Genomic DNA, 23,092 nt, shown 5'->3' on the forward strand with positions numbered 1-23,092 from the left:
TCAGCTAAGTTTTGTTTAAAGTGCCGGGATCTTCAGGAGGCCGGGGAGTTAATGAATTAGCCTGTCTCGTTGTATTTCTGCTTAAAACAGGGGGTCTGGAAGTCATAGCCCACCAGGGTTTCCGAATAATAACATCCGTTAAGCCGGCACCGCTAAGAGGGACTAAAGGAGACATATAAGGTACTCCAAAAGAACGAAGGGAGAGCTGATGAATAACAAATCCTGCGAAGCCGAGCATGACTCCGTAAAGACCTGCGAAGCTTGATAAGATGAGAAGGGCAAAGCGGGCTATCGTGGTGACATCTGTTAAGGCTGGGACGACAAAGGAGGAAATCCCTGTAAGTGCCACTACGACAACCATTGGAGCTCCAACTAATCCGGCGGAAACCGCTGCTTCACCAATGACCAGGGCCCCGACAATACTAACGGCCTGTCCTACTGCCTTTGGCAGGCGAAGGCCGGCTTCTCTTAAAATTTCGTAAGCAATTTGCATCAGAAGTGCTTCGACAATCGTAGGGAAAGGGGAGCCTTCATTCGCGCTGGCAATACTGATTAAGAGGGACGTTGGCAATAGCTCTTGATGATATGTCGTTATGGCAACATATAAAGCGGGTACAAAGGTAGAAATAAAGAAAGACAGCCAACGCAGCCAACGGATAAACGTTGCGAGATAAGGCCGTGAATAATAGTCCTCACTATTTTGAAAGGCCTCAACGAATAAATAAGGTACTGTTAAGACAAAGGGAGTTCCGTCAGTCAGTATTGCAATCCTCCCCTCCAGCAATTTTGCACAAACAATATCTGGTTTCTCGCTGTTTCCTATGGTTGGGAACAAAGAATAGGGTGCATCCTCAATGAAGGATTCAATATAACCGGATTCGAGAACGGAATCTGTCTCGATTCGGCCTATTCTATCCTTAACTTCTTGAACGATCTCGTCATTGGCGATTCCATGAATATGTAAGATGCATAATGATGTTTTGGTTTGTTTCCCCACGGTCACTTTCTCAACCATTAAATTTGGGTTTTTAATTTTCCTGCGTATGAGGGAAATGTTGGTACCCAGAGATTCCACAAACCCTTCTCTGGGACCACGAACGACAGATTCAGTCTCCGGTTCTTCCACCCCGCGAGCTTCCCAGCCTCGAATTGAAGCAATAAGAATGCTATCGGCTCCATCAATGAATAAGGCAGTATCACCCGATAAAATTCCAGTCACGGCATCGTCGATGGTTTGCACTTCTTGAACACTGGAAACGGTTAAAATGCTATCCTTTATAATTTTTAGAGGAGAGCCTGAACGTTGATTATCGTATAACGATAGTAACGGTTTAATGAGATTTTCATTAACGGAATCTTCATTAAATAAGCCGAAAATCATAACCGCGAAAGCCTGAACGGGATCTTGGGTTCCAATTGTGAGCTCTCGAATGACGAGGTCGTCGGCTTTGGGAAAGATTGTTAGAATCGCCTGGCGGTTGTCTTCAAGTTTTTTGGACAAGGACATGGGGATTCCTGATGGACCTTGTGAGAGAATCTCAGTTGATTGGCAGCGTTTTTTTCGAGTAGACTTTCTTATGATTTTTGTTAGCATAATTGACCTCTGCGCCTCCTCTGTTAGAATAGTTTTTACGCAAAGGGATGGATTTATTACAGACAGTCGGGGATATACCCCTTAGTCAACATAGGGCGTGAACCTTCAGCATAAGTTTATAATCTGCTATCAGCCCCTATGCCTGAGCGGTACCACGAGTAAATAGTAATCATTGAAATATTACGTCTTGAGAGGATACCCATAAAGGAAGGGGACTGCATTGCTGCAGCCCCTCTTATTAGCCCTAATACATTAAAAAATCAAATAAGTAATTGTCTGAATTTCTTCAACCTCTTACTTTTTAGCTCGTAAAGCTTCCTCCTGGGAAAGCCCATGATTATCTCGTGAATCCATGCTTGGTTGGTGATTAGGTGGAGCGGGTTTTGTATCCGGATTAGGATTTTTTTCAGAAGGCATCTTTTTTTTCAAGGTTGTATCACTTCCTTCCTAAAATCATGATCATGCTTCCAAGTTATTTTGTCCTTTTTGCGCTGAGGAATACTATTTTTAAAAAAGCAAGAAAGAAGGAGATAGTAAGAAGAAACGAACGATGAACTGAAAGTCGGACTAAAAATATGACTAATGGCCCGTTGACACACTATATATAGTGTGGTTATATTTATAACATACTATATATAGGGGGGTGAAGAAGTGCGTTGTCCATTTTGCGGAAACGAGGACACGAAAGTGCTTGATTCTCGGCAGGTCGAAGAGGGAACTACAGTACGAAGACGGCGAGAATGTGATCGATGTATGCGTCGGTTTACAACCTTTGAAACGTTTGAGGATTCGCCCCTTGTCGTTGTGAAAAAAGATGGGAGACGTGATGTATTCTCTCGTTCGAAAATGATGGCCGGAATGCTTAGGGCATGTGAAAAAAGGCCTATCTCTATGGAACAGATTGAAGAAACAGCCTATAGCATTGAAAAGACATTGCGTAATAAGCATGAACGGGAAGTGACGAGTGCTGAAGTTGGAGAAGCAGTTTTAGAGCAATTATTCGGATTAGATGAAGTTGCCTACATACGTTTTGCTTCTGTTTATCGCCAGTTTGGGGATATACAACGTTTCCTGGAGGAGTTACATGAACTCATTGAAAAGAGGGAAACGATAACATACAAGGATAAATAAGAGATAATAGGAAAGTTGGGGATTCTAATTGAGTTTCGAAGGACAAGCACCAAAAAACTGGCAGAAAGCAAATTTAACTCCTAATGCACGAGTTGTTTTGGAAAAAAGATATTTAAAACAAAAAGATGGACAAGCTACTGAAACACCGGAAGATATGATGTATCGGGTTGCCAATGTGATTGCTTCTATTGAAGAAGAGATGTATGGCAAGGGTAAAGCAGAAACGAAAGCCCTGGCTAAGGAATTTTATACAATGATGGCTAACCTTGAGTTTATGCCTAACTCACCGACCTTAATGAATGCCGGGCGGGATCTCGGGCAACTGAGTGCCTGCTTTGTATTACCGGTCGATGACAGTATGGAAGAGATTTTTGACGCTATTAAAAATGCGGCAATTATTCATAAATCCGGAGGAGGAACAGGTTTTAGTTTTTCTCGTCTGCGTCCTAAGAATAGTACGGTTCGTTCAACAGGTGGTGTGGCCTCGGGACCGGTTTCGTTTATGAAGGTCTTTAATTCCGCTACGGAGGCGGTTAAGCAGGGTGGAACCCGGCGTGGAGCTAATATGGGAATATTACGAGTCGACCACCCGGATATTTTAGATTTTATTCGCTGCAAAGAAGATAATAAGGAAATCACAAATTTTAATATATCCGTTGGAATAACGGAAGTGTTTATGAAAGCAGTTCGCGAGGGACGTGACTATGATCTCATTGATCCCCATTCCGGCGCTTCAGTAGGTCAATTGTCCGCTCTCGAGGTTTTTGATAAAATCGTTGATCACGCTTGGAAAAATGGAGAGCCGGGAATCGTCTTCCTCGATCGTTTAAATGAAGGCAATCCCACACCTCAGCTTGGTGAAATTGAAGCGACAAATCCTTGCGGAGAACAACCCTTGCTTCCCAATGAAGCGTGTAACTTAGGCTCCATTAATCTCAAACTCATGGTGACTGAGAAAAACGGTAAAATGGTTATCAATTGGGAGCGCCTAAGTTATGTTACCCGTTTGTCCGTGCGTTTTCTTGACAACGTCATTGATGCTAACCAGTATCCACTGGAGATCATTGACGAAGTTGTGAAAGGAAATCGTAAAATCGGACTTGGAGTCATGGGCTTTGCAGATATGCTCATTTTACTGCAAACTTCTTATGCGACGGAAGAAGCCGTGGAGTATGCGGAAAAGGTCATGAAATTTATTCAGACTGAAGCTCGTATTGAATCCCAGCGTTTGGCAGAAGAAAGAGGAACCTTCCCCAATTACGCGGGCTCTGTTTATGATGGTGTTATGAAACTGCGCAATGCGACTCTAACGACCATTGCTCCCACCGGGACGATCTCAATGATCTGCGCGGCCTCAAGCGGGGTTGAACCTCTCTTTGCGGTAGCTTATACAAAAACTGTCATGGATGGGACATCGTTGGTGGAAGTGAACCCCCTCTTTGAAGCCTTTGCGAAGGACTATAACTTTTATTCTCCTGAACTAATGCGTAAGATTGCCGAAAAGGGAACCGTTCTGGGGTTGCCTGAAGTTCCTAACTGGGTGCAGGAAGTCTTCACCACAGCGCAGGAGATTACTCCGGAATGGCATATTCGCATTCAGGCAGCTTTTCAAAAATATACAGATAACGCTGTTTCCAAGACGATTAACTTTGCCAATTCCGCCACGAAAGAAGACATTGCCGAGGCTTATCGCTTAGCTGATGAGCTGAATTGTAAAGGATTAACGGTTTATCGCGACGGAAGCAGGGAGGAACAAGTGCTTTCCGCAGGGGCTTCGGTTCCGTCAGGTGTTGCCTCTGGAGAATCTGGAAAAAATGATATAGCAAAAGCTCAAACAGCTCCGGCACAGATCATCGCTCCCAGTACTCCGTTTGTTCCTGAAGTGAACACCGTGATGCCTCGTCCGAGACCAACGACCACCATAGGCGTTACTGAAAAGATCAAGATCGGCTGCGGCAATCTCTACGTTAGTGTCAATGCTGATGAAAAAGGCATCTGTGAAGTATTCACGAATACCGGGAGGGCTGGAGGATGCTCCTCCCAATCAGAGGCTACGGCACGACTGATTTCAATCGCCCTGCGTTCCGGTTTGTCTGTTGATGCTATTATCGAACAAGTAAAAGGAATTCGCTGCCCGGCATGTATGCGGCGTGAAGGAGTCAGTGTAACGTCCTGTCCGGACGCAATTGCCCGGGTCATTAAGAAATACAACGAAGTTGGAATTAATGTTACTCAAGTTGCGGCCAGTGATATGGGAACTGTTTCAGCAAAGGAACTTTCAAGTGCCAAGGGTCGTCAGGGAAAGACTTCAGAAAAGAAAGCCCTTTCGGGTGTTGCCCCTGAGAATGCTTGCCCAGAGTGCGGCATGCCCATTAATCACGAGAGCGGTTGCGTCGTCTGCACCCATTGCGGTTATTCGAAGTGTGGGTAAGAAGATTGTTCAATGATAATAAAGTCTGCCACTTAATAATAAAGTTGGGCACTATAGGACAACCGATGTTGACTTTGAAAGATTAATAACTATCAGGACTAACCAAAATGCATCTTAGCCAATAACTGAAATATTACGGTTATTGGCTTTTGCTTTTACTATTATGCATTTAAAACCGTTTTGTCTAATAGTGAAGTTTAAAACTTGAAACTTAGAATTAAATGGAGGAATGAAAATTTCATGAAATATTTGATGACTGATAATCCAAAAGGCCAAGATATAAGTGTAATTCTAGACAATTTGAGAAAATACAATCTTTCTCGTATTGAGTTAAATGTGGTTAAACCCCTAGCAATTTTCGTTAATGATGAAAATGACAATATAATGGGGGGGATTTCAGCAGAAACTCATGGCAATTGGTTAAAAATATTATTTTTATGGATTGATGAAAAAATAAGAGCTCAGAAAATTGGTTCAAAGCTGTTGAAAGATGCTGAAGCAGAAGCAATAAAAAGAGGCTGTAAATATTCATTTGTTGATACTTTTAGTTTTCAAGCCAAGAATTTTTATATAATGTCAGGATATAAGGAAGTTTTTACATTAGAAGAATATCCACTGACCAGTAAACGGCATTATTTTGTAAAACAATTGACGGGAGATAAAGTTACTCCCTAGAGAACTAAAAAGTTTAGAAGTTAAAATCATTTTTATAGATGCAATGATATCGAGAACATAAGATACATATTTCAATTCTAGACTTCCCGTAATCGATGATATACCGATTAGGCTAAAAATGATAAGTTCCGATAAACCAGGTTAAGGAACAAAAAGTAGGAAACTGTGACGCATTCGAGGATATTGCGAAGCATGGAAAAGAAGGTATATAAACAGGAATTTATCAATGTTCATAATTCGTGCAAAAGGCAGATCAAATATATTTGGTAGGAGAAATTTTGACATGGCTATTTTGCGAACACCACGTTTGTACATGCGGAAAATACAAACAGATGATTATAGTTCTGTCTGCTCAATTTTGCAGGACATTGATGTCATGTATGCTTGGGAACATGCCTTTTCTGATGAGGAAGTAGTGCAGTGGATTGACGAAAATATTATGAGATACAATAGGGACGGTTTTAGTTACTGGGCAGTAATAGAAAAAGCGTCCGATAAGTTAATTGGGGTCACCGGGTTAATTTCTGAACAAGCTGATGATGAAAACTATGTTGGAGTTGGCTATATTTATCAAAAATCATATTGGGGAAATGCGTATGCCTTTGAAGCAGCTTTAGCTTGTGTTGATTATGCTTTTAATATTTTGCATCTAAATGAAATTACTGCGCAAATCCGACCGGAGAATACGGCTTCAAGAAAAGTGGCTGAAAGACTTGGCATGTCTATAAAGAAGCAGTTTATTAGACGTTATAAAAACAAAGACATACCTCATCTTCTTTATAGCCGTACAATATAGCATTGTTTTTGTCGTAGTTTATACTAACAATGTGAAGCTACAAATTCCGATTTGTTGAGTTTTGGCGGAAAAGGGGGAGAATCTATGGAGGAAATCGCCTTTTGCGGAAATAATTGTACTATGTGTCCAAGATATACTGCTACTGTGAGTGGCGATATCTTAAGGCTTAAAGCGGTCGCAGAATTATGGTATCGTCTCGGTTACCGCGATACGATTGTATCGACCGACAAAATTATGTGTTACGGATGTCCCTCCTCAAGTTTTTGTAGGTATGAAATACAGCAATGTGCTTCTGAAAAGAGAGTGAACAACTGTGGAAGTTGCAAAGAATATCCTTGTTATCTTATGATTAAATGTTTTGAACAGACGCAAAAGTATGCAGAGAGCTTAAAGTGGAAATGCACGGAAAAAGAGTACCGCTGCTTAGAAATAGCTTTCTTTTCAAAAAAGGAAAACTTGGATAGTGCTAATAATTGAATATGTGTTTTGCCACAGACTTTCGCTGATCTCCCATCAGTTAAGTTAACAAAATCCATAAACCATGGCAGTTTGTCTGTAACAGTAAATCGATGGAAACGAGAGTAAAATGAATTTAAAAATTCAAGTAAAAACACGCCTTCAACCTGCAAAAAGGTAGAAATCAAAAATACCCTAAATTGTCACTCACGGTCAAATATGACCTAAAATGTGGGATTTGCTTTTTTATAAATATGTTGTCTCTTATCAGAACTAAGAAGTAAAATAAAGGTATAGATTCCATAAGTGACTAATGATTGAGATGTGCGATAAAGGATTTAAAAACGACCGAGTCAATTTAAATAGGGAGTAATGCTTATGGAGATAACTAACTACAAAAACATTGCTGAAATTTATGACAAGAATAAGTATCGCCAAGAGATTAAACCCGATGAAGATTTGAAGAATTATATTGATGGTTGGACTACCTCAGATATTAATGCTTTAGATTTAGCCTGTGGGACTGGCATCTACTTGCTTAATCAGATTAACTATTTTCAGGACCTTAATATCAAATGGTTTGGATTGGATGCTTCAGAAGAAATGTTACTCAAGGCTAAAAGTAAAATTTCTAACTGCAGGTTTACAAATGGTTTGGCGGAAGAGCTTCCATATGATTCAAGTTACTTTAATTTTGTCGTTAGTAACTATGCATTCCATCACTTTTGCCATAAGTCGGATGTTTTAAACGAAGTAAGCAGGGTCTTAAAGAAAAATGGAGTTTTCAAAATACATAATATTTCGGTTCACGACATGAGGCATTGGTGGATCTATGAATTTTTTCCATCCACGTATTTTGAGGATCTTAAGCGATTCTGGCCAAAGGATTTAATATTTAATGAGTTATCGAATAGAGGTTTCGACGTTAATGTTCGCGTGGAGTATGTAATGAAAGCTAATAAAATAGCTGACTTTATGGATCATGTCTATAACAGGGATATCTCTGCTCTTAACTTAATTAGTGATGAGGAATATCACCAGGGGATAGAAATAATGGAATATAAGATCAAAAGAGACTCAGAAGCGTTAGTAGTAGATGATTTTGCAGATATAGTTTTTGTAGCTTCGAAAAGATAGATCTGGGATGGCTATCCTTTGTAATCTAAAATAATTGAAGCACCAGCACAAAAAATGAAATGTTGGTACTTTTAATAATCCGTTATTGGACTCTATCTTGCGGATCTTCGCCAAAGGCTAATTAGTAGAAGTTTCTAAAAGCACAGGACTGAAGCAGCTAAGTAGGATTATGGGAAGTAATGGATTATAATGAAATATATGTTCATGAGTCTTAAACAGTAACGCATTCGTAGAATATTATTCACTAATAGTGCTATTAGATATGTTATAAAAAATAAGGGGCCGTTGCAAAACGAACTAAAATAGTTCGCAAGCAACGGCCCTTTTTCTTACTAAAAATAGAAAACTGCGGGTCCCAAAGAACTCGCAGTTAGCGTATAATTTAAGTTATGCTAAAAACCAAATTACACACTAAGAATTATAACGAATTAGGTGGACACTATCAATTAGCTTTGCCATTTAATTTTAACGTGTTAATACCAGAGGATGACTCCGTTCGACTACTAAGCCACATTTTGGAGGGATTAAATTACGAAGCGTTGTATAAGGCCTACTCTTCCACTGGAAGAAAACCGGTAGTCGAACCCAAAATCCTGTTTAAAGTATTGACCTATGCCTATATGAATAACATTTACTCCAGCCGAAAAATTGAAGTCGCCTGTAAAAGAGACATTAACTTCATGTGGTTATTGGCAGGATGCAAAGCACCTGACCACAGCACCATTGCTCGATTCCGAAAAGACTATCTGAAGGAAGCCATAGAAGACCTCTTTTTCCAAATGGTAAAGCATTTACATGAGCTTGGTGAAGTAGAGTTTAAGAACCTCTTTGTCGATGGAACAAAAATTGAAGCCAGTGCTAACCGTTATACCTTTGTCTGGAAAAAAGTCGTTAACAAAAATGAGGCAAAGATGTTCTTGAAAATTCAGTCTTGTCTTGAGGAGATCAATTTGACCTATTTAAAGGACTTCAACGTAACCAAAGAGACGTTACTTAAGGATCTTAAGACTGCTATCTCTTACCTAGAAGAAAAATGTCAGCAAGAGCAGATTGAATTTGTTCACGGTATTGGAAAACGGAAATCAAAGCTGCAGAAATTTATAGAAAGCCTGAAGGAATTCTATACCCGGCAAGAAAAGTACAATGCACATCACCAATTCTTCGAAGGAAGAAATAGCTACTCTAAGACCGATCCTGATGCAACGTTCATGCATATGAAAGATGATCATATGCGCAATGCTCAGTTAAAGCCGGCTTACAATGTCCAGATTGGCGTGGAAAGCGAATATGTAACAGGGGTTGGGATCTTCCAGGATCGTAACGACATAGCCACATTAATTCCTTTTTTAAACATGCTTGAATCAAAACTACAGGCGCATTATGAGAATGTTACCGCAGACTCTGGTTATGAGAGCGAAGAGAACTATCTTTATCTCGAAGGAAAACATCAGACCTGCTACATAAAGCCACAGACCTATGAACAATGGAAAAAGAAGAGCTTCAAAAAAGATATTAGTAAGCGAGAAAACATGGCTTACAATGCGGAAATCGATGAATACACGTGTCATAATGGAAAACAACTCAAACCCGTTGGAATCACTCATCGAACATCAGCAACCGGTTACCAGTCCGAAATAACAGTCTATGAATGTGAAGACTGCAGTGACTGTCCGTGTAAAAGTCGCTGTACAAAAGCTAAAGGCAATCGACGAATGCAAGTATCCAAAACGTTTGTGGCCAAACGCCAGATCTCGTATAGAAACATCACAACCAAAGAAGGAATACTGCTAAGAGTAAATCGGTCCATACAGGTTGAAGGAGCCTTTGGGGTCCTCAAAAATGACTATAACTTCAACCGCTTTCTAACACGAGGCAAAAACAGTGTGAAAACTGAATTTATGCTGCTGTGTTTTGGGTATAACGTGAATAAACTTCACTCTAAAATACAAAATGAACGAATTGGGAAACCCCTTCATCCACTAAAAACCGCATAAAAAGGAGAGAAAAACGGCCTAATCCTGAAGGCTTATTTTGTTATACTCAAATTTAAGAAGAAAGTAGAGATTAAGCATTTCAATCAAACCAATAAATATCTTTCAAGGGAAAAAGAAAAAGGGAGCATCGCTTGCTACTTTAGAAAAGTAGTTTTGCGACACCTCCTTGTAAAAGCTAATTAAGAAGAAATATTCTAGCTACCTCTCTTTAAATTCATATATTATTAATTAATTACTTGAAATGCATTTTTTAGGACAAGCAAGTTGACATGCACCGCAGTCAACACAACCAGATTCCTTGATTGTTCTCTTTCTATCTTTCTCTTCTGTGATACATCCAATAATGCATACTCGTTGGCAAGTTCCACAACCTACACAATCTGATTTATTAATTTTTCTAGGCATAATTTTCTTTTCCTTAAAAAATTATAATGTTTGTTTACAAGAAGTAACTGTAATTTCTAATGTTCTTGTAAGGAATGGACACTTTTCTTTCATCATCTTAAAGTTATCTCCATCTTTTAGGAATTTGGCAGTTCCTTCAAGTAAAAATCCAGTTCCCATATATTTGTAGCCCATTACTTCCTTACTACCAAGAGTCAATTTAACTTTAGGGTTAGCATTAATATTTTCTTCTGTTTTAATCATAGCAGCTGCAGGAATTAAAATTTTATTTCCTTCGACGATAATTAAATAACTGTTCCATGTATTAGAGACATGAGCTTCATCATTTGAACAGGTTACAATAGAAACTACACCTTCATGATTTAGGACTTCAAAAAATTTTTCTGTAAACATTTCATATTCCCTCTTTCTCAAAATATGGATAACAACTATCGTCGATAAACATTATCCATAAAGAGAGTATAATTTTTATCCCTTTTTGTCAATAGAAATATTTTATAAAAGAGTATATATTTAATGCTGTATGAGAGGTTATTATCATAAAGCAACAGATAATACATCAAAGGAGTACGAAAAATGAAATTTTCAGTAGGAGTAGAATATGCAATACATTGCTTATTATACATGGTAAATGCAGAAGAAGGTAAATCTGTGGGAATAAGGGATTTAGCGACATTTCAAGGTATCTCGGAAACTTATTTATCAAAAATATATGCAAAATTAAGTAAGTCAGGAATTATAAAATCTATACCAGGTGTAAAAGGTGGTTATGCACTAGCTCGTAATGCAGAAGAAATAACATTTTGGGATGTTGTTGAAGCAGTAGAAGGAAGTGAACCATTTTTTCAGTGTGCAGAAATACGACAAAATAATATATTATTAGACAAAGACAATTTACCAGATACATATACCAAATGTCCTTGTTTAATAAAAGTTGTAATGTCAGAAGCAGAAGATGAAATGAGAAAATATTTAAGTAATAAGACATTGGCCTGGCTATATGATGAGGTATATAACAAAATACTTCCGAAGGAAATGAGAAATGCAACAATTGAATGGTTTAGTAATGCGAGGAAGTAGTTGATAAGGTGAACTACACCATGGCTAACTTGAACAAAGTTAGTTCGCATTTTTCTTAATTCGCGACACAAAGAGTAGGATAATTAAGAGTTGGGGTAAATAGGGTTTGTCAAATATGTTTGGAGTTTAAGGAGAGAAGCAATGAAAATTAAAACTTCATTTGCCACTTTGCTCATTATTATAGTCCTTCTAACTCCAGCCATTACTGCGAAAATGGTCATGGTAGATAATGGAACAATAACAAAAATTGCTGAACCATTTAGACCAATTGCGGTAAAGTTAACAGAGAACAGCAAATTCCCAATTTATCTACCAAGTTATTTACCTCCTCTTAATCGAGGAGAGGATTGGATTATTAAACCAGAAATAAACAATAACTCTTTTTCAATAGAAATTGACCAGCATGAATTTGGGGATAGGAATGGTGCTGGTATGTATGATGGGGCACTTTTCAGTAACGTTGGGAACCCTCCAGAATCGCCGCTAGAAAATCAGTTTGTCAGCGAAAAAACAGAGGTAAAAAGCATCAACCTTCCTAATGGAATCACGGGAAAGGAATATATTATGGAACAAGGTGCGGATAAGGGGATCTCATGGGAAGTTGGCCAGTGGAGCTATTTTGTGGCAACTCAACCAGACAGTGAAGTAAGTAGTGCTAAAGATTACGCCTTGCAAATCATTAAAACTATTGGATTAAACGGACTAGCCCTTTCGGATTCTCCAGGGAATTTATATTTCTTCTATCTCAATCACACTTTCACAGAAATCTACTGGAAGGTTAATGACTCAGTATGGTATCAGTTAGTTTGGCAGCATGACCCATGTGAAGCCATTAAGATTCTGCGGAGCATGAATTATATGAAAATTGGAATTGGCGAAAAGTAACCAATAGGTAAAGAATGATGCAGTTCATGTAGGGTTAAATTGTAATTTCCATTGGTAATATAAAAGCACAAGTAAACGATCCGTATGGGTTGGATGCTTGTGCTTTTATATTACCAATTAGAAGTTGATTTCCCTGTCAAATTAATAAGGTTGACAATCCACCTCTAAATGAACTCATTCGGGCATCATTGTCATTTCCAGTTTTGTTTAATGCAAAATTTGGAAGGTAAAAGAGGAATATTGCGAAATATATGGAATTTAAATAATAGTAATGTCCCCAGTTGGCTGCATATTCCGCTTTCTCAAGATACCTCAACCGGCGAAGTTGAACACCTGCGCCGCATAAGTTTGACAGTGTCGCCGGTAGGGTTGAACATTGAAGTAGGTGCCTTCCAATGGCATCGTACATAAGCACTTACTCTTCCCGGAAAACCTGATAAGCGATAAACCTCGGGTTCGGGCAGAGCCCGATGAGCCAAAGGCTCCTGTGCTACTGTCAAACCTCAGAATCTCGCGGTAGGTAATTGGTTATATTGATGACCTCCCTATGGTCACGCATTCGTGTATAAAATCATAGTACCGTGTATATAGTGTTCAACGGCACCGGTAACCGTGTTCAATCTCGGCGGCGGAAATGTTCAACTCGTGCGGTCGAGGTGTTCAATCTTACGCGGAATATTCAGTTGGCTTGACTTTAATTGCCGTATATTGAAGAATTGAGGCGAAAATAGTGAACTATCATCTTAGTATAATTGACGTTCTCAAAGCATGGTTTTTTCCGATTAATTTAATGTCAATTCTAGTTACTATTATTATCATATTGGCATCAATAAACGCTAGCAAGAAGGCATATCGTGATAGAGGAACACCAATGTTTCTTAAAAGTATTATCATTTTTTTGGCATTAATAGCTATTCCTGTGTTCCTTGTCGGTTCGGAATATGGCTCGGGATGGCAATTGCAAGGCGAAGAGTTATTACTTAAAGCCCCTCCATCTAACTCATCTATCAATTTGAAATCAACAAGGATAGCTTTGCTGTCTGGCTCCATCTCCAGTCAATGGACACCTGAATCAAGAACAATGGGGGTAGGAATAGCTGGTCTTGGCACAGGGTCATTTACTTTGAAGAACGGAAAGAATGCAGTGGTATTCTCATATTTACCTGTAACCCGAGTTTGGCGACATTTTTTACCAGTACTGGACGTAGCAAGGCTTTAGACCATGTGTAAATTAATTTTTGTCACTACAACGTGTTTTTCAGTAAGAAATCATCAAATTGGTTGATCACTTTTGGTTTCATCATTTTTTCGCAATGAAACAATTTGACCCATTGTTCCTGCTGTTCCGTCATCTCCGTAATAGTTAGAGAACGTTGGGTAGAGCTTTTTAAGCCAACCTGATTTAATTGACAACTGCTTACCTGCCTTAGTAGCTCTTCAGATGATAGTGCGATTCCTGAATTCCTGAGGATTATCTCGATTGAGTTTATCAGCAAGTAAGCTATAATGCATATGCTCACATGGGCTTTTACACGTTCTGGCCGTGTCAAATAGATAGGGCGTAGAGCAAGCTGTGATTTCATCTCGCGGAAAGCTTCTTCAATCTTATTTTTCTCTCGATACTTTTGAATCACATCCCTTTGTGGTATGTTCAAATCGTTCGTAATAAAACAGGTTATTCCGTCCAATCGCCTTTTCTGCTGTTCCTTGTTCTTATCAATCTCGGCCGATAATCGGAAAGATTGTACAATTCGTGTCGTCTTATCACTTTTAGTTACTGTCAGTTCAATAGGCGTAACAGTCACGAGAAGTACCGATTTGAGTTTTCGTTTAGCAATCATTGTCTTGATATCTCGCTCAATCGTTTCCTTATTACGCGACTTTTTGGCAACCGCCAGACTGTCATTTTTCTCCGTGATCCAAGCCATGGCCTGAGCTACTCGCTTTTCTCTTGATTCAATGTCCTCATAAAATCGAGTAACATCAAAAGAGAAAATGAATCGGCGCTGATCAATTTGCCCCTCACGTGTATAAAAAAACTGATTTTCATCCGTTGGCTGAAATTCATGAAGTGCTAGTATCTGCTCATAATCATCTTTTGAAGCAGGCTCTGGCATGAATTCGTTGAATAGCGAGTGGCTAGCCATCTCATCCTTGTCCATTGCCGACAAATAGGTGAGTTCTTGCCGTTCAAGAAGGTTTAAATGATCATCGGACACCATGCCTCGATCAAATACAAGATGACATCGAGTCAAACCAAATCGTTTTTTCAATTCTTTGACCACGTCAGGCAGCGTGGTGACGTCCTGAGTGTTACCTTCAAGCACCTTCCAATAGAAAGGAGAACCAAGAGGAGTAACCATTAATGCGATTACAATTTGTTGCAAGTCGGGGCGGTGATCTCTCGAATAACCCAGCTTGGCAATAACACATTTGCTACCTTCCAAATAAGTTGAAGTAATGTCATAGAAAAAGCCTTCCCCGACTGAAGGATCAAACTGCAGAAGTTGCTGATAGAGATGAGCCTGTAAGGCAGATTCCCGCTTGTTCAGATCATCTAATTCACGATAAACAGCAAAATCAGAAGGTTTGGCTGAACTACGGTGTATTGCTGGTAAAACCGTATCTTGAACCCACTCCATGACATGGATTTTACTTCGAGGTTCTATACAACGATTGAGGACCATCGCTTCTGTAAGCAAGCCATTAGAGAAAAAGCGATGCAAGTTGAATTTCTCCCACAGCGAATGTAATAGAAGGATGGGTAGAAACATCCAATGCTTTGTGACTACGATATCGGAACTCTTAGTAAGGGAAAGATCAGCATCCTGCTGAACCTGAAGAATCATTTTCATCCTTGTGGCATCCTCGTCGGATAAAACACCAAGGTTTTGAATGAGACGGTGCTTGGGTTTTCCATCTTTATCTCGATAAGAAGCAACAATTTTGTAGTAACTGTAGGTTTTGCCTTCTTTTTTAATGGTAACTTTCTTTAGAAACATTTGTAGCCTCCAAGAGCAATATATTAGGACTACAAATATTATATCACAAATACCTATAATTAGGTATATTTTTGATTTATTTTGCTAATTATTTAGGACTACATATTTAGAGGTGAGGCCTGAATCCCTTGCGCCGCAAGGGATTGGAAATATATGTCGCCAAACTCGGGCTGTAAATGAGTTAATGGTTTTGGAAAGTGAAAATAAATATTACGTAATAACGTATCCTGGAGTCCAAGAACTGTACAAGGAACTAACATCACGTGGCGTAAAAGTGGGGCTAGATTAAAACTGGTTAATTATAAAAGAATCTACGAAAAATTGGCAAAGCCTAACTTTCCTCCGAATCGTGGTTGATGAAGAACATAGCGAGGTTATATGTCTATAATACCTGTACCTATCAGAGGGTTTTGAGCGTATATTTTAGTGTTACTTGCTAATTGAACTTCCGCTAATTCTTATTTGCAACCAAATGTAGGATAAAATGAGGCGAAAATTATGTTCTCAAAATTCAATAAAACATCTGCTAAATGGTCGTTAGCAGTCCTAGCACTGACACTTGTCATAGGGTGTTCCAGCTTAAGCAATCCAAGCAACCAAAATGACTTAGTCAGTAATAATAATAGTCAACCCAGTAACTCTAACGCTCACCAGAGCCAACCTAATAATACTGCTTCTAGCGAGTCAAACGTTCCGACTGGTCAATCGTCTTCTAATGTACAAAGAAGTATTGAAACCCCTCGTGGTTTGATATGGAATCCCAGACCCGCAATGAATAACAACAATTCCCCTGTGCCGCCGCTGGTTACTCCATTTTCCTTGTATCTAAGCCCAAGTAACAGCAAGCAATTACAAACGTCATCTGCCGAGACAATTCTGACTTTACCATTGACGGAATATACTTCAGCAGGTCAATTCAATGTTTATCTAAACAATTATTTCTTCAGCGATAATTGGATTATCTATTCTATATTTCTTATGAATCCAGGAATGGTTCAACCTTATAGCAACCAATTACGGGCAGTAAATATTGATAGCAAAAAAGATATCTTACTCACAAACTTTTATGATGCAGGTGGGGATTTCTTTTCAATAGCTGTAAAAAATGATTGGATTCTATATTCACAGAAAACTCCAGGTCCTGGAGTCTCATATGTTAATCAAATAGCTATGTTTAATCTTAACAATGGTCAAAAAATGTCGGTTGACCAAAATGATTTAAAAGTTATCCCTGAAAAGAATGTAGTAAATTACTCGAAAAATGGCCAGACACTAACCTTTCAACTACAACTGGGTTCAACCACAACCGCATTTGAATAGTGTTTACTTACTTTCAGTTAAGAAAATGCCCTTTTATCTTTTATCCCACATTCTAATTGGTACTATATAGCTTCGCCTTCCTTAAGCTGCCAATTATTCTTAAACCCATAATAATGCCCCGCCATTCAGTGTTGAAGGCATGAGTAGGGTAATGAGAAATATTGTATTTTAGTAAGGAATATGTAAATAAGTGCACGAAGACATACTAGAATTAACGGAGAAACATCTATGGGGCATCTGGGCTTTTCTTATGTTGGATTAATTTTTCTACTGATGTTGACAGTTCCTAACCTGATATGGACAAAGCATCAACCGAAGGAATACAACACTCAGAATGAGAATAAAGTATTACTTGTTTTGGAAAGAGTCGGACAAGTTTGTGTCACAAGCACAGCTCTTGTGTTTTCCGACATTAATATTCATAGTTGGTCGGCTTGGAGCCTCTTGTTGATTGTGGCGGTTGTACCTATGATTCTGTACGAATGTTGGTGGATACGCTACTTCAAAAGTAAAAAGACGTTGAAAGACTTTTACAATAGTTTTTATGGTATACCTGTTGCAGGTGCGACATTGCCAGTTGTTGCATTCTTTTTCCTCGGGGTTTACGAAAAGTAATTTGGCTAATGGTTTCTGTCATCATTTTGGGAATAGGTCATATTGGTATCCATTTACAACATCTTAAAGAAATACAATCGTAAATTATAATTTGCGGTGTGATTTTGGGTATAATTAATATTTAAAGATTTTAGATGTATTTCTCACTATCTAAATGGTCTCGTGATTTGAGGATTCGCCCTCCATGGCGACATCTGAGTACGCATTTTTCTTAAACCGTGACCATGAGGTTGATATAAAGTTATAGGAGAATTTACATGAACAGCAAAAACCAATATAAGCAAATATGGCTTGAAACTGAAGATGAACAGGCTATGTGTGCATTGATTAACGGTGATAAGGGCTGGTTAATGTATCTGAGATATAATGGTGATTCGGGTTTCAGTTCAAGAAATCCAAATTATAATGGTGACCCAAGAGCAGTATTGGAATATTACCTCGATAATGGTCAATGCGACGAATACCCTTTATCTTGGACGCTACCAATAGTAGAAGTAGAGCGTGCATTGGATTATTTTAAAAAAGAAAAGAAACCCCCTAAATTCATAACTTGGCACAATGACTCAGGAGATAACGAAACAATATAATATACAGTTTCAGACTATTCTTATTACTGTATCAATCGCTGGAGGAATATTTATTTTGAGAAGGTTGAGAGACGTATCCTATATCAATGCTTTTCCAGAGAATAATGAAATAGTGTATTACGGATTGCAATTAAAAGAATTCATCAAATATGCTCCTGTAGAACTAAACCAACTACTACTCCTCGAAGCAGAGTATTATGGGAAAGGCGGGCTTAGGTCGGCTACGAAGTTCGAAATAGTTGAAAAAGACATACCCTTTTCCACAAGACATAAAGATCAAATTACTGTCCTTGGCGGAAAATGGTTTGTTAATAGATTTTAGTAATATTCTTAAAGTAAACGGTTCTGTCCAGATACCCGTTTATTCTATTGGGAAGTTTCTCGATATGGATGAAATGTACAATGACTTAAAACGGCACATTAACCATTCAAGGTATTCTGCTTATTTAGTACATAAAAATAGAATATGGGAATTGACCGATAAGTAATCAAAGTCTGCTCGGCATTTACAGATATTCACTTCCAGTTGTTCTAAACCCATAGTATAAATGCCGCCCAATCTGTATATTTTAGGGCGGCATCAGTAGGATAAGTGAAATAATTCAGTAGTCTCGGGTGGAGGAAAAGTCACTTAATTAAACATCATTGCAAGAGGGTTAGAATTTACAGCAGATTGCAATTGATGCTCGTCAATATGGGTATATATCTCAGTAGTAGCTCTCATGCCCAAGAATCTGTTGAAGTGATCGTATATCAACCCGCCCATATTTGTACATAAGTGTTGCGGCCGTATGTCGAAGCTTATGAGTCGATATGGATTTAGGGTCGAGACCAGATGCAATAACATGTTTTTTAACAACGTTTTGAATAGCTTTGGTTGTCATCCGCCTGTTATTTCTTGAAATAAACAGAGCATTGGTAGGTATATCGAAGGAGTTCCGTATTTGAATCCATTTATTGATCGATTTTTTGGCCGCCGGAGTCAAATAGATTCTACGTTCCTTATTCCCTTTGCCAACGACACTAATAACTTCATTATCTACCTGGTCGATATTTAAACTTGCTAATTCGGATAAACGTAAAGCACAGTTCAGAAAAATGGTTATTATGCCATGATCGCGTGGAGACTCCTCACATTGAATTAGAAGTCTAACTGATTCTTCTAGACTTAAGTATTTTGGTATTCTTTTAGGGAGTTTTGGGGTTTCCAATTCTTCAGCAATATTGTTATCAATGACATGAGCCTTTGTTTTGAGATATTTCCAAAATTGACGGATAGATACGATTTTTCTTGCTCTAGTGCCAGGCGAAGCGTGTAGTTCAGTTTGACAATATGCAATGAATGCAAACATATCGTTAAGAGTTATCGTTTTAATGAATTCCAAGTCAACCTCTACAAAGATTTTGTTAGTTATAGGCTTGTTTCGGGATGCCATTACAAAGCTGAAAAACATAAGTAAATCGGTTCGATATTCCTTAACCGTGTTTTCTGATCTGCCTTTTATAACGACAAGATATCCTAGGTACTGTTCAACTAGTGGACAAGTTTTATTGGATTGCATTTGCTAATCATCTCCTTGCAAGTAGTATTGACTTGATTTGCAGAAGACAACAAATGCACATAACCAGAAGTTGGAAGATGCCCGCGTATGTTATAATTAGGCTAATAATGCGCATCGCAGCAGAGGCAGAATTATAATATGTAATGCGCCCCGAAAAAATCCCGAGCCTTGGAATCCAATGATTCCGGACATTGGGAGCTTTTCGAAAGTCCTCATCGCCAGAAGGGAGAACTCAGTGGAACTTCGTTTAGTCCTTAAGAATGCTGTCGCGTTAAGCGTGGCCAGTGTGCTTTCCAAAGTGATTACTGCTGTTGTGGCAATTGCAGTCGCTCGTTATCTAGGACCGGATACGTTTGGCGAATACGGTAAAGCTCTGGCTTTTGTCAGTGTGTTTATCATATTCACGGATTTTGGTTTGAGCAACTACATGGTTCAAGAAGGTTCGCGTGATGAAAGCGTATTACCGCTGTTCCTGGGGAATACCCTCTTAATGAAGATGTTTACGTTGCTAGCCATTTACGCGCTCATGCTTGTCTTAATGCATCCTGCCGACTTTAACCAGTCGATTCAAAGCATGATCATCGTTTTTGGGCTGGCCAGCAGTTTAAACGCCTTAGATAGCACAGTTTATAACTATTTTCAGGCCAAACAGCAAATGTATTACGCTGCCATCTACCAGTTTTTATCGACGTTTCTTATTGGGGCCTTGACTATCTTGGTTGTGATCATGAAGGAAGATGTTTTGATGATCACAGTCGCCCAACTAGTGGCGACCGTTCTGATTTCGCTTATGTTATACGTCCACCTTCGGCGTCACATACGCCTTGAATTTGATCTGCGCCGCCTGATTGAGATGCTTAAGAAGGGACTGCCCTATGGGATGGCCGCTATATTTTTATATGTCTATTTTCAGATTGACATGCTTATGCTTACCTTAATGAGGTCGTCGTTTGAAGTAGGAATTTATAAGGCAGCCTATGGTTTGATTTCTGTACTCTTATTTATCCCTGGGATTTTGACAAGTGTACTTTACCCAATCTTATACCAGCTTGGGGTGGAGAGTAAGGAAAAACACCAAGGAACTATTGAAAAGATCTTTAAAGTCCTGAGTGCTGTCGGAATTTCCGGCAGCGTACTGTTATTTGTTTTGGCCAATCCTTTGCTGACTTGGATCTATAATAATCGTTTTCCACAATCGATCCCGATCATGATGCTCTTAAGTTGGTTTTTCGCCCTTGAATGTTTAAGTTTTTCACTAGGGGATGTATTAACAACAACAAACCGGCAATGGACCCGAGCTAAAATTCAGGGGGGAGCCTCTTTAATAAATATCCTCATTAATCTTTATGCAATTCCTCGTTATGGAATTTATGGCGCGAGCGTAGCGACACTGATCACTGAACTGTACGTGTTCGTCATGTACTACGGGATTGTACGGCATCAGGTTTACAAAATTCAGATCTGGCGACAACTTCCCGTCATCGTCTTTGCCTCAATGGTTATGGCCCTTACAGCCTATATACTTCGCCATCTTCATCCTCTTGCATCAGCATCCATAGCGGGAATCCTTTACTTAATTATACTAATTAGTCTTGATAAAGATTTCCAACGTATAGGCGGGTACGTTCTGCGCCAAAAGACACGGCTATTTTAATATATAACTCGTGCTATTTGTCATAACTTTCTTTATCGGCCCCAAGGAACCTTTGTGGTATGGAGTGATTTTTGATGGAATTATTAGCCAAACCCGGTGTCGGTGGAATCATTGAACACACTTTGAATGGAGTAAATTATATTTTGCTTCAAAAGCGATATAAAGACGATGCTCCATTAGAATCAGGGATGATAGAAATTCCGGCTGGGAAGATTCGTGAATTCGAAAACATTTTTGATTGTTTAAGACGAGAAGTATTTGAAGAAACTGGCCTTGAGGTAATAGAGATTGAAGGGGAATATGAATCCATTCTCGTAGAAATGAATGGATATAAAGTAGTGAACTATCAACCTTTTGCGTGTTCTCAAAATATTATGGGTGAATATCCGATAATGGTACAGACATTTATATGTAGAGTGCAAGGTAAAATTATCTCTCAAAGTAATGAAACAAAAAATGTTCGCTGGGTTTCTCTGGATACCCTGAAAGAAATGCTATTGAATCAAGAGGATAGATTTTATCCTATGCATATAACAACTTTAAGGAAATACATAACTTACATGGAATTGCGGAGTAAAAGGGATAGTTAAATCCAGCAACCTAACCGTCCTTCGAAACATAATAGTGCCCTGCGGGTGCTTTTCATAAACTCTTTTATAGGACTCTAATCGCAGGGATTTTCGCTAAAGACCCATTTACCGAACTTCGCCAAAGGCTAAAAATGCGAAGTGCTCAGAGTTTATCAAGTGACGGGTATTTACGTAATACGAAACGCTATAATAAGCGAAGGAAACTTGGATTATGATTAATATTTATGATTGGTTTGGCTATGAATTGCCGATTAAGGAACGTTATCAGTTAATAAAAGAAGCGGGATTTGATGGCGTTTTACTATGGTGGAGTGAACACCTTGGTCGGAACGATTACAGAAACGGGCCGAAAATTGTACGCGATGCGGGTCTTTTTATAGAAAATATCCACACTCCATTCCAAATCCAAGACAACATCTGGCTGGACAATCTTGACGGCGAATCAGCAATCAATTGCTATTTGCAATGCGTTGCAGATTGCGCCGAATTTGAGATTCCGACAATGGTGGTACACCTGCCCGACGAAGGCAAGCCTCACAACGCATTGGGACTGGATAGAATCAAGAGAATCGCTGAAAAAGCGGAAAAGCTTGGGGTCAATATTGCGTTGGAGAATGTACAGAACCTTACCAATTTAGCGGATATGCTGGAGCAAGTGGATTCCCTTCGTATCGGATTTTGTTATGACTGCGCACATCACTATCGCCACTATCCGGGCGATGATTTATTATCCATGTACGGTTCCAGGATGATGGCCCTACATTTACATGATAATTGTGGAAGTCATACCCACCGGTTACCCTTTGACGGTACGCTTGATTGGTCTACAATCATGAAAAAAATTACGGAAACGGGTTACTCAGGTGCGACTTCAATAGAGGCCATGAATTGGGATTATAAGGATCTAACGGCAGGGGAATTTTTACATAAAGCGTTTGAACGAGCGAAAAGGCTGGCAGCATTAAGATTCAATAATCAATAAGGATTCTATATAACTCCGTAAAATGGGAGTTTAGCGAAGCAAAGATTTTCAAAGTGTTGGGTGTTAGAAGATATCGTCATTTGTCCTAGTGACAAAGTGATGGGGATTATCCTCCGAATCCATCGCCTTGGGCACCAGAGCAAAAGCAGGATTTTAGAAATCGTGCAAATGCAGTATATCATAAATTGATATCAGA

Annotated in this window: 22 protein-coding genes and 2 pseudogenes; 18 read left to right on the forward strand and 6 right to left on the reverse strand. The window is 39.0% G+C overall.

Annotation, left to right across the window (positions count from 1 at the left end; all coding sequences use genetic code 11):
• Positions 1–4: 4 nt before the first annotated feature.
• On the reverse strand, positions 5–1,594 hold the full coding sequence (locus DESACI_RS00860) for a spore germination protein (protein ID WP_014825266.1): 1,590 nt from the start codon (positions 1,592–1,594) through the stop codon (positions 5–7).
• A gap of 294 nt (positions 1,595–1,888) precedes the next feature.
• Positions 1,889–2,023 carry a hypothetical protein gene (locus DESACI_RS25330; RefSeq protein ID WP_282434150.1) on the reverse strand — a complete coding sequence of 45 codons (135 nt, stop codon included), beginning with the start codon at positions 2,021–2,023 and terminating at the stop codon, positions 1,889–1,891.
• 222 nt (positions 2,024–2,245) lie between these two features.
• Here DESACI_RS25330 and nrdR point away from each other — a divergent pair, with 222 nt between their 5' ends.
• From nrdR to DESACI_RS00895, 7 genes are all read left to right on the forward strand, one after another.
• Positions 2,246–2,725, forward strand: coding sequence for a transcriptional regulator NrdR (nrdR, locus tag DESACI_RS00865; protein WP_014825267.1), 480 nt, complete (start codon positions 2,246–2,248; stop codon positions 2,723–2,725).
• A 28-nt stretch (positions 2,726–2,753) separates the two neighbouring features.
• The gene (locus DESACI_RS00870; RefSeq protein WP_014825268.1) at positions 2,754–5,156 is read left to right on the forward strand and encodes a vitamin B12-dependent ribonucleotide reductase; all 2,403 of its coding nucleotides are present in this window, start codon (positions 2,754–2,756) and stop codon (positions 5,154–5,156) included.
• A gap of 240 nt (positions 5,157–5,396) precedes the next feature.
• Positions 5,397–5,831: a GNAT family N-acetyltransferase gene (locus DESACI_RS00875; RefSeq protein WP_014825269.1), complete on the forward strand. Its 435-nt coding sequence runs from the start codon at positions 5,397–5,399 to the stop codon at positions 5,829–5,831.
• Between the two features lie 283 nt (positions 5,832–6,114).
• Entirely contained in the window at positions 6,115–6,627 is a 513-nt protein-coding gene (locus tag DESACI_RS00880; RefSeq protein ID WP_014825270.1) for a GNAT family N-acetyltransferase, read from the forward strand.
• 84 nt (positions 6,628–6,711) lie between these two features.
• Positions 6,712–7,104, forward strand: coding sequence for a DUF3795 domain-containing protein (locus tag DESACI_RS00885; protein WP_014825271.1), 393 nt, complete (start codon positions 6,712–6,714; stop codon positions 7,102–7,104).
• 357 nt (positions 7,105–7,461) lie between these two features.
• Positions 7,462–8,220 (forward strand): class I SAM-dependent methyltransferase, encoded by a 759-nt coding sequence (locus DESACI_RS00890; protein ID WP_014825272.1) that lies wholly within the window; start codon positions 7,462–7,464, stop codon positions 8,218–8,220.
• Positions 8,221–8,609: 389 nt separating this feature from the next.
• The gene (locus DESACI_RS00895) at positions 8,610–10,214 is read left to right on the forward strand and encodes an IS1182 family transposase (RefSeq protein ID WP_014825273.1); all 1,605 of its coding nucleotides are present in this window, start codon (positions 8,610–8,612) and stop codon (positions 10,212–10,214) included.
• A 228-nt stretch (positions 10,215–10,442) separates the two neighbouring features.
• Here the strand turns inward: DESACI_RS00895 and DESACI_RS23365 are convergent, their stop codons facing one another.
• The gene (locus tag DESACI_RS23365) at positions 10,443–10,619 is read right to left on the reverse strand and encodes a 4Fe-4S binding protein (protein WP_014825274.1); all 177 of its coding nucleotides are present in this window, start codon (positions 10,617–10,619) and stop codon (positions 10,443–10,445) included.
• Between the two features lie 21 nt (positions 10,620–10,640).
• Positions 10,641–11,012, reverse strand: coding sequence for a pyridoxamine 5'-phosphate oxidase family protein (locus DESACI_RS00900; protein ID WP_014825275.1), 372 nt, complete (start codon positions 11,010–11,012; stop codon positions 10,641–10,643).
• Positions 11,013–11,195: 183 nt separating this feature from the next.
• On the opposite strand from DESACI_RS00900, the gene DESACI_RS00905 reads away from it, so the two are divergent.
• The 4 genes from DESACI_RS00905 (at position 11,196) to DESACI_RS00915 (ending at position 13,803) form a co-directional block, all read left to right on the forward strand.
• Positions 11,196–11,699, forward strand: coding sequence for an RrF2 family transcriptional regulator (locus tag DESACI_RS00905; RefSeq protein ID WP_014825276.1), 504 nt, complete (start codon positions 11,196–11,198; stop codon positions 11,697–11,699).
• A gap of 141 nt (positions 11,700–11,840) precedes the next feature.
• Positions 11,841–12,584 carry a hypothetical protein gene (locus DESACI_RS00910; protein WP_014825277.1) on the forward strand — a complete coding sequence of 248 codons (744 nt, stop codon included), beginning with the start codon at positions 11,841–11,843 and terminating at the stop codon, positions 12,582–12,584.
• 210 nt (positions 12,585–12,794) lie between these two features.
• A complete protein-coding gene (locus DESACI_RS24060; protein WP_148271249.1) occupies positions 12,795–12,995 on the forward strand; it encodes a hypothetical protein in 201 nt (66 codons plus the stop codon).
• A gap of 460 nt (positions 12,996–13,455) precedes the next feature.
• Positions 13,456–13,803 carry a hypothetical protein gene (locus DESACI_RS00915; protein ID WP_207643907.1) on the forward strand — a complete coding sequence of 116 codons (348 nt, stop codon included), beginning with the start codon at positions 13,456–13,458 and terminating at the stop codon, positions 13,801–13,803.
• 25 nt (positions 13,804–13,828) lie between these two features.
• Here DESACI_RS00915 and DESACI_RS00920 read toward each other — a convergent pair whose 3' ends face one another.
• On the reverse strand, positions 13,829–15,586 hold the full coding sequence (locus tag DESACI_RS00920) for an IS1634 family transposase (RefSeq protein WP_014825279.1): 1,758 nt from the start codon (positions 15,584–15,586) through the stop codon (positions 13,829–13,831).
• 498 nt (positions 15,587–16,084) lie between these two features.
• Here DESACI_RS00920 and DESACI_RS00925 point away from each other — a divergent pair, with 498 nt between their 5' ends.
• The 4 genes and pseudogenes from DESACI_RS00925 to DESACI_RS00940 all read left to right on the forward strand — a co-directional run bounded on the left by DESACI_RS00925 (position 16,085) and on the right by DESACI_RS00940 (position 18,430).
• On the forward strand, positions 16,085–16,906 hold the full coding sequence (locus DESACI_RS00925) for a hypothetical protein (protein ID WP_014825280.1): 822 nt from the start codon (positions 16,085–16,087) through the stop codon (positions 16,904–16,906).
• Between the two features lie 228 nt (positions 16,907–17,134).
• Positions 17,135–17,604 (forward strand): annotated as a pseudogene (locus DESACI_RS00930) (hypothetical protein).
• 174 nt (positions 17,605–17,778) lie between these two features.
• A complete protein-coding gene (locus tag DESACI_RS00935; RefSeq protein WP_014825281.1) occupies positions 17,779–18,108 on the forward strand; it encodes an Imm1 family immunity protein in 330 nt (109 codons plus the stop codon).
• A complete protein-coding gene (locus tag DESACI_RS00940) occupies positions 18,080–18,430 on the forward strand; it encodes a hypothetical protein (RefSeq protein WP_148271251.1) in 351 nt (116 codons plus the stop codon). Before DESACI_RS00935 ends, DESACI_RS00940 begins: the two co-directional genes overlap by 29 nt.
• A 309-nt stretch (positions 18,431–18,739) precedes the next feature.
• Here the strand turns inward: DESACI_RS00940 and DESACI_RS00945 are convergent.
• A pseudogene (locus DESACI_RS00945) lies at positions 18,740–19,670 on the reverse strand (tyrosine recombinase XerC).
• 235 nt (positions 19,671–19,905) lie between these two features.
• On the opposite strand from DESACI_RS00945, the gene DESACI_RS00950 reads away from it, so the two are divergent.
• The 3 genes from DESACI_RS00950 to DESACI_RS00960 all read left to right on the forward strand — a co-directional run bounded on the left by DESACI_RS00950 (position 19,906) and on the right by DESACI_RS00960 (position 22,896).
• On the forward strand, positions 19,906–21,324 hold the full coding sequence (locus DESACI_RS00950) for a flippase (protein ID WP_014825283.1): 1,419 nt from the start codon (positions 19,906–19,908) through the stop codon (positions 21,322–21,324).
• A 74-nt stretch (positions 21,325–21,398) separates the two neighbouring features.
• Positions 21,399–21,914 (forward strand): NUDIX hydrolase, encoded by a 516-nt coding sequence (locus DESACI_RS00955; protein WP_014825284.1) that lies wholly within the window; start codon positions 21,399–21,401, stop codon positions 21,912–21,914.
• Between the two features lie 211 nt (positions 21,915–22,125).
• Entirely contained in the window at positions 22,126–22,896 is a 771-nt protein-coding gene (locus DESACI_RS00960; RefSeq protein WP_014825285.1) for a sugar phosphate isomerase/epimerase family protein, read from the forward strand.
• The last annotated feature ends 196 nt before the right edge of the window (positions 22,897–23,092 follow it).

Origin of the sequence: Desulfosporosinus acidiphilus SJ4 (genome assembly GCF_000255115.2) — a bacterium.
Taxonomy (GTDB): domain Bacteria; phylum Bacillota; class Desulfitobacteriia; order Desulfitobacteriales; family Desulfitobacteriaceae; genus Desulfosporosinus; species Desulfosporosinus acidiphilus.

Excerpts from the sequence above, each read along its gene's own strand:
- DESACI_RS23365 (WP_014825274.1), bottom strand. The coding sequence starts at position 10,619 with ATGCCTAGAAAAATTAATAAATCAGATTGTGTAGGTTGTGGAACTTGC.
- DESACI_RS00885 (WP_014825271.1), top strand. The coding sequence starts at position 6,712 with ATGGAGGAAATCGCCTTTTGCGGAAATAATTGTACTATGTGTCCAAGA.
- DESACI_RS00880 (WP_014825270.1), top strand. The coding sequence starts at position 6,115 with ATGGCTATTTTGCGAACACCACGTTTGTACATGCGGAAAATACAAACA.
- DESACI_RS00925 (WP_014825280.1), top strand. The coding sequence starts at position 16,085 with ATGTTCTCAAAATTCAATAAAACATCTGCTAAATGGTCGTTAGCAGTC.
- DESACI_RS00895 (WP_014825273.1), top strand. The coding sequence starts at position 8,610 with ATGCTAAAAACCAAATTACACACTAAGAATTATAACGAATTAGGTGGA.
- DESACI_RS00940 (WP_148271251.1), top strand. The coding sequence starts at position 18,080 with ATGACTCAGGAGATAACGAAACAATATAATATACAGTTTCAGACTATT.
- DESACI_RS00890 (WP_014825272.1), top strand. The coding sequence starts at position 7,462 with ATGGAGATAACTAACTACAAAAACATTGCTGAAATTTATGACAAGAAT.
- DESACI_RS24060 (WP_148271249.1), top strand. The coding sequence starts at position 12,795 with ATGCAAAATTTGGAAGGTAAAAGAGGAATATTGCGAAATATATGGAAT.
- DESACI_RS00905 (WP_014825276.1), top strand. The coding sequence starts at position 11,196 with ATGAAATTTTCAGTAGGAGTAGAATATGCAATACATTGCTTATTATAC.
- DESACI_RS00915 (WP_207643907.1), top strand. The coding sequence starts at position 13,456 with ATGTTTCTTAAAAGTATTATCATTTTTTTGGCATTAATAGCTATTCCT.
- DESACI_RS00955 (WP_014825284.1), top strand. The coding sequence starts at position 21,399 with ATGGAATTATTAGCCAAACCCGGTGTCGGTGGAATCATTGAACACACT.
- DESACI_RS00935 (WP_014825281.1), top strand. The coding sequence starts at position 17,779 with ATGAACAGCAAAAACCAATATAAGCAAATATGGCTTGAAACTGAAGAT.
- DESACI_RS00960 (WP_014825285.1), top strand. The coding sequence starts at position 22,126 with ATGATTAATATTTATGATTGGTTTGGCTATGAATTGCCGATTAAGGAA.
- DESACI_RS00920 (WP_014825279.1), bottom strand. The coding sequence starts at position 15,586 with ATGTTTCTAAAGAAAGTTACCATTAAAAAAGAAGGCAAAACCTACAGT.
- DESACI_RS00860 (WP_014825266.1), bottom strand. The coding sequence starts at position 1,594 with ATGCTAACAAAAATCATAAGAAAGTCTACTCGAAAAAAACGCTGCCAA.
- DESACI_RS00910 (WP_014825277.1), top strand. The coding sequence starts at position 11,841 with ATGAAAATTAAAACTTCATTTGCCACTTTGCTCATTATTATAGTCCTT.
- DESACI_RS00875 (WP_014825269.1), top strand. The coding sequence starts at position 5,397 with ATGAAATATTTGATGACTGATAATCCAAAAGGCCAAGATATAAGTGTA.
- DESACI_RS00900 (WP_014825275.1), bottom strand. The coding sequence starts at position 11,012 with ATGTTTACAGAAAAATTTTTTGAAGTCCTAAATCATGAAGGTGTAGTT.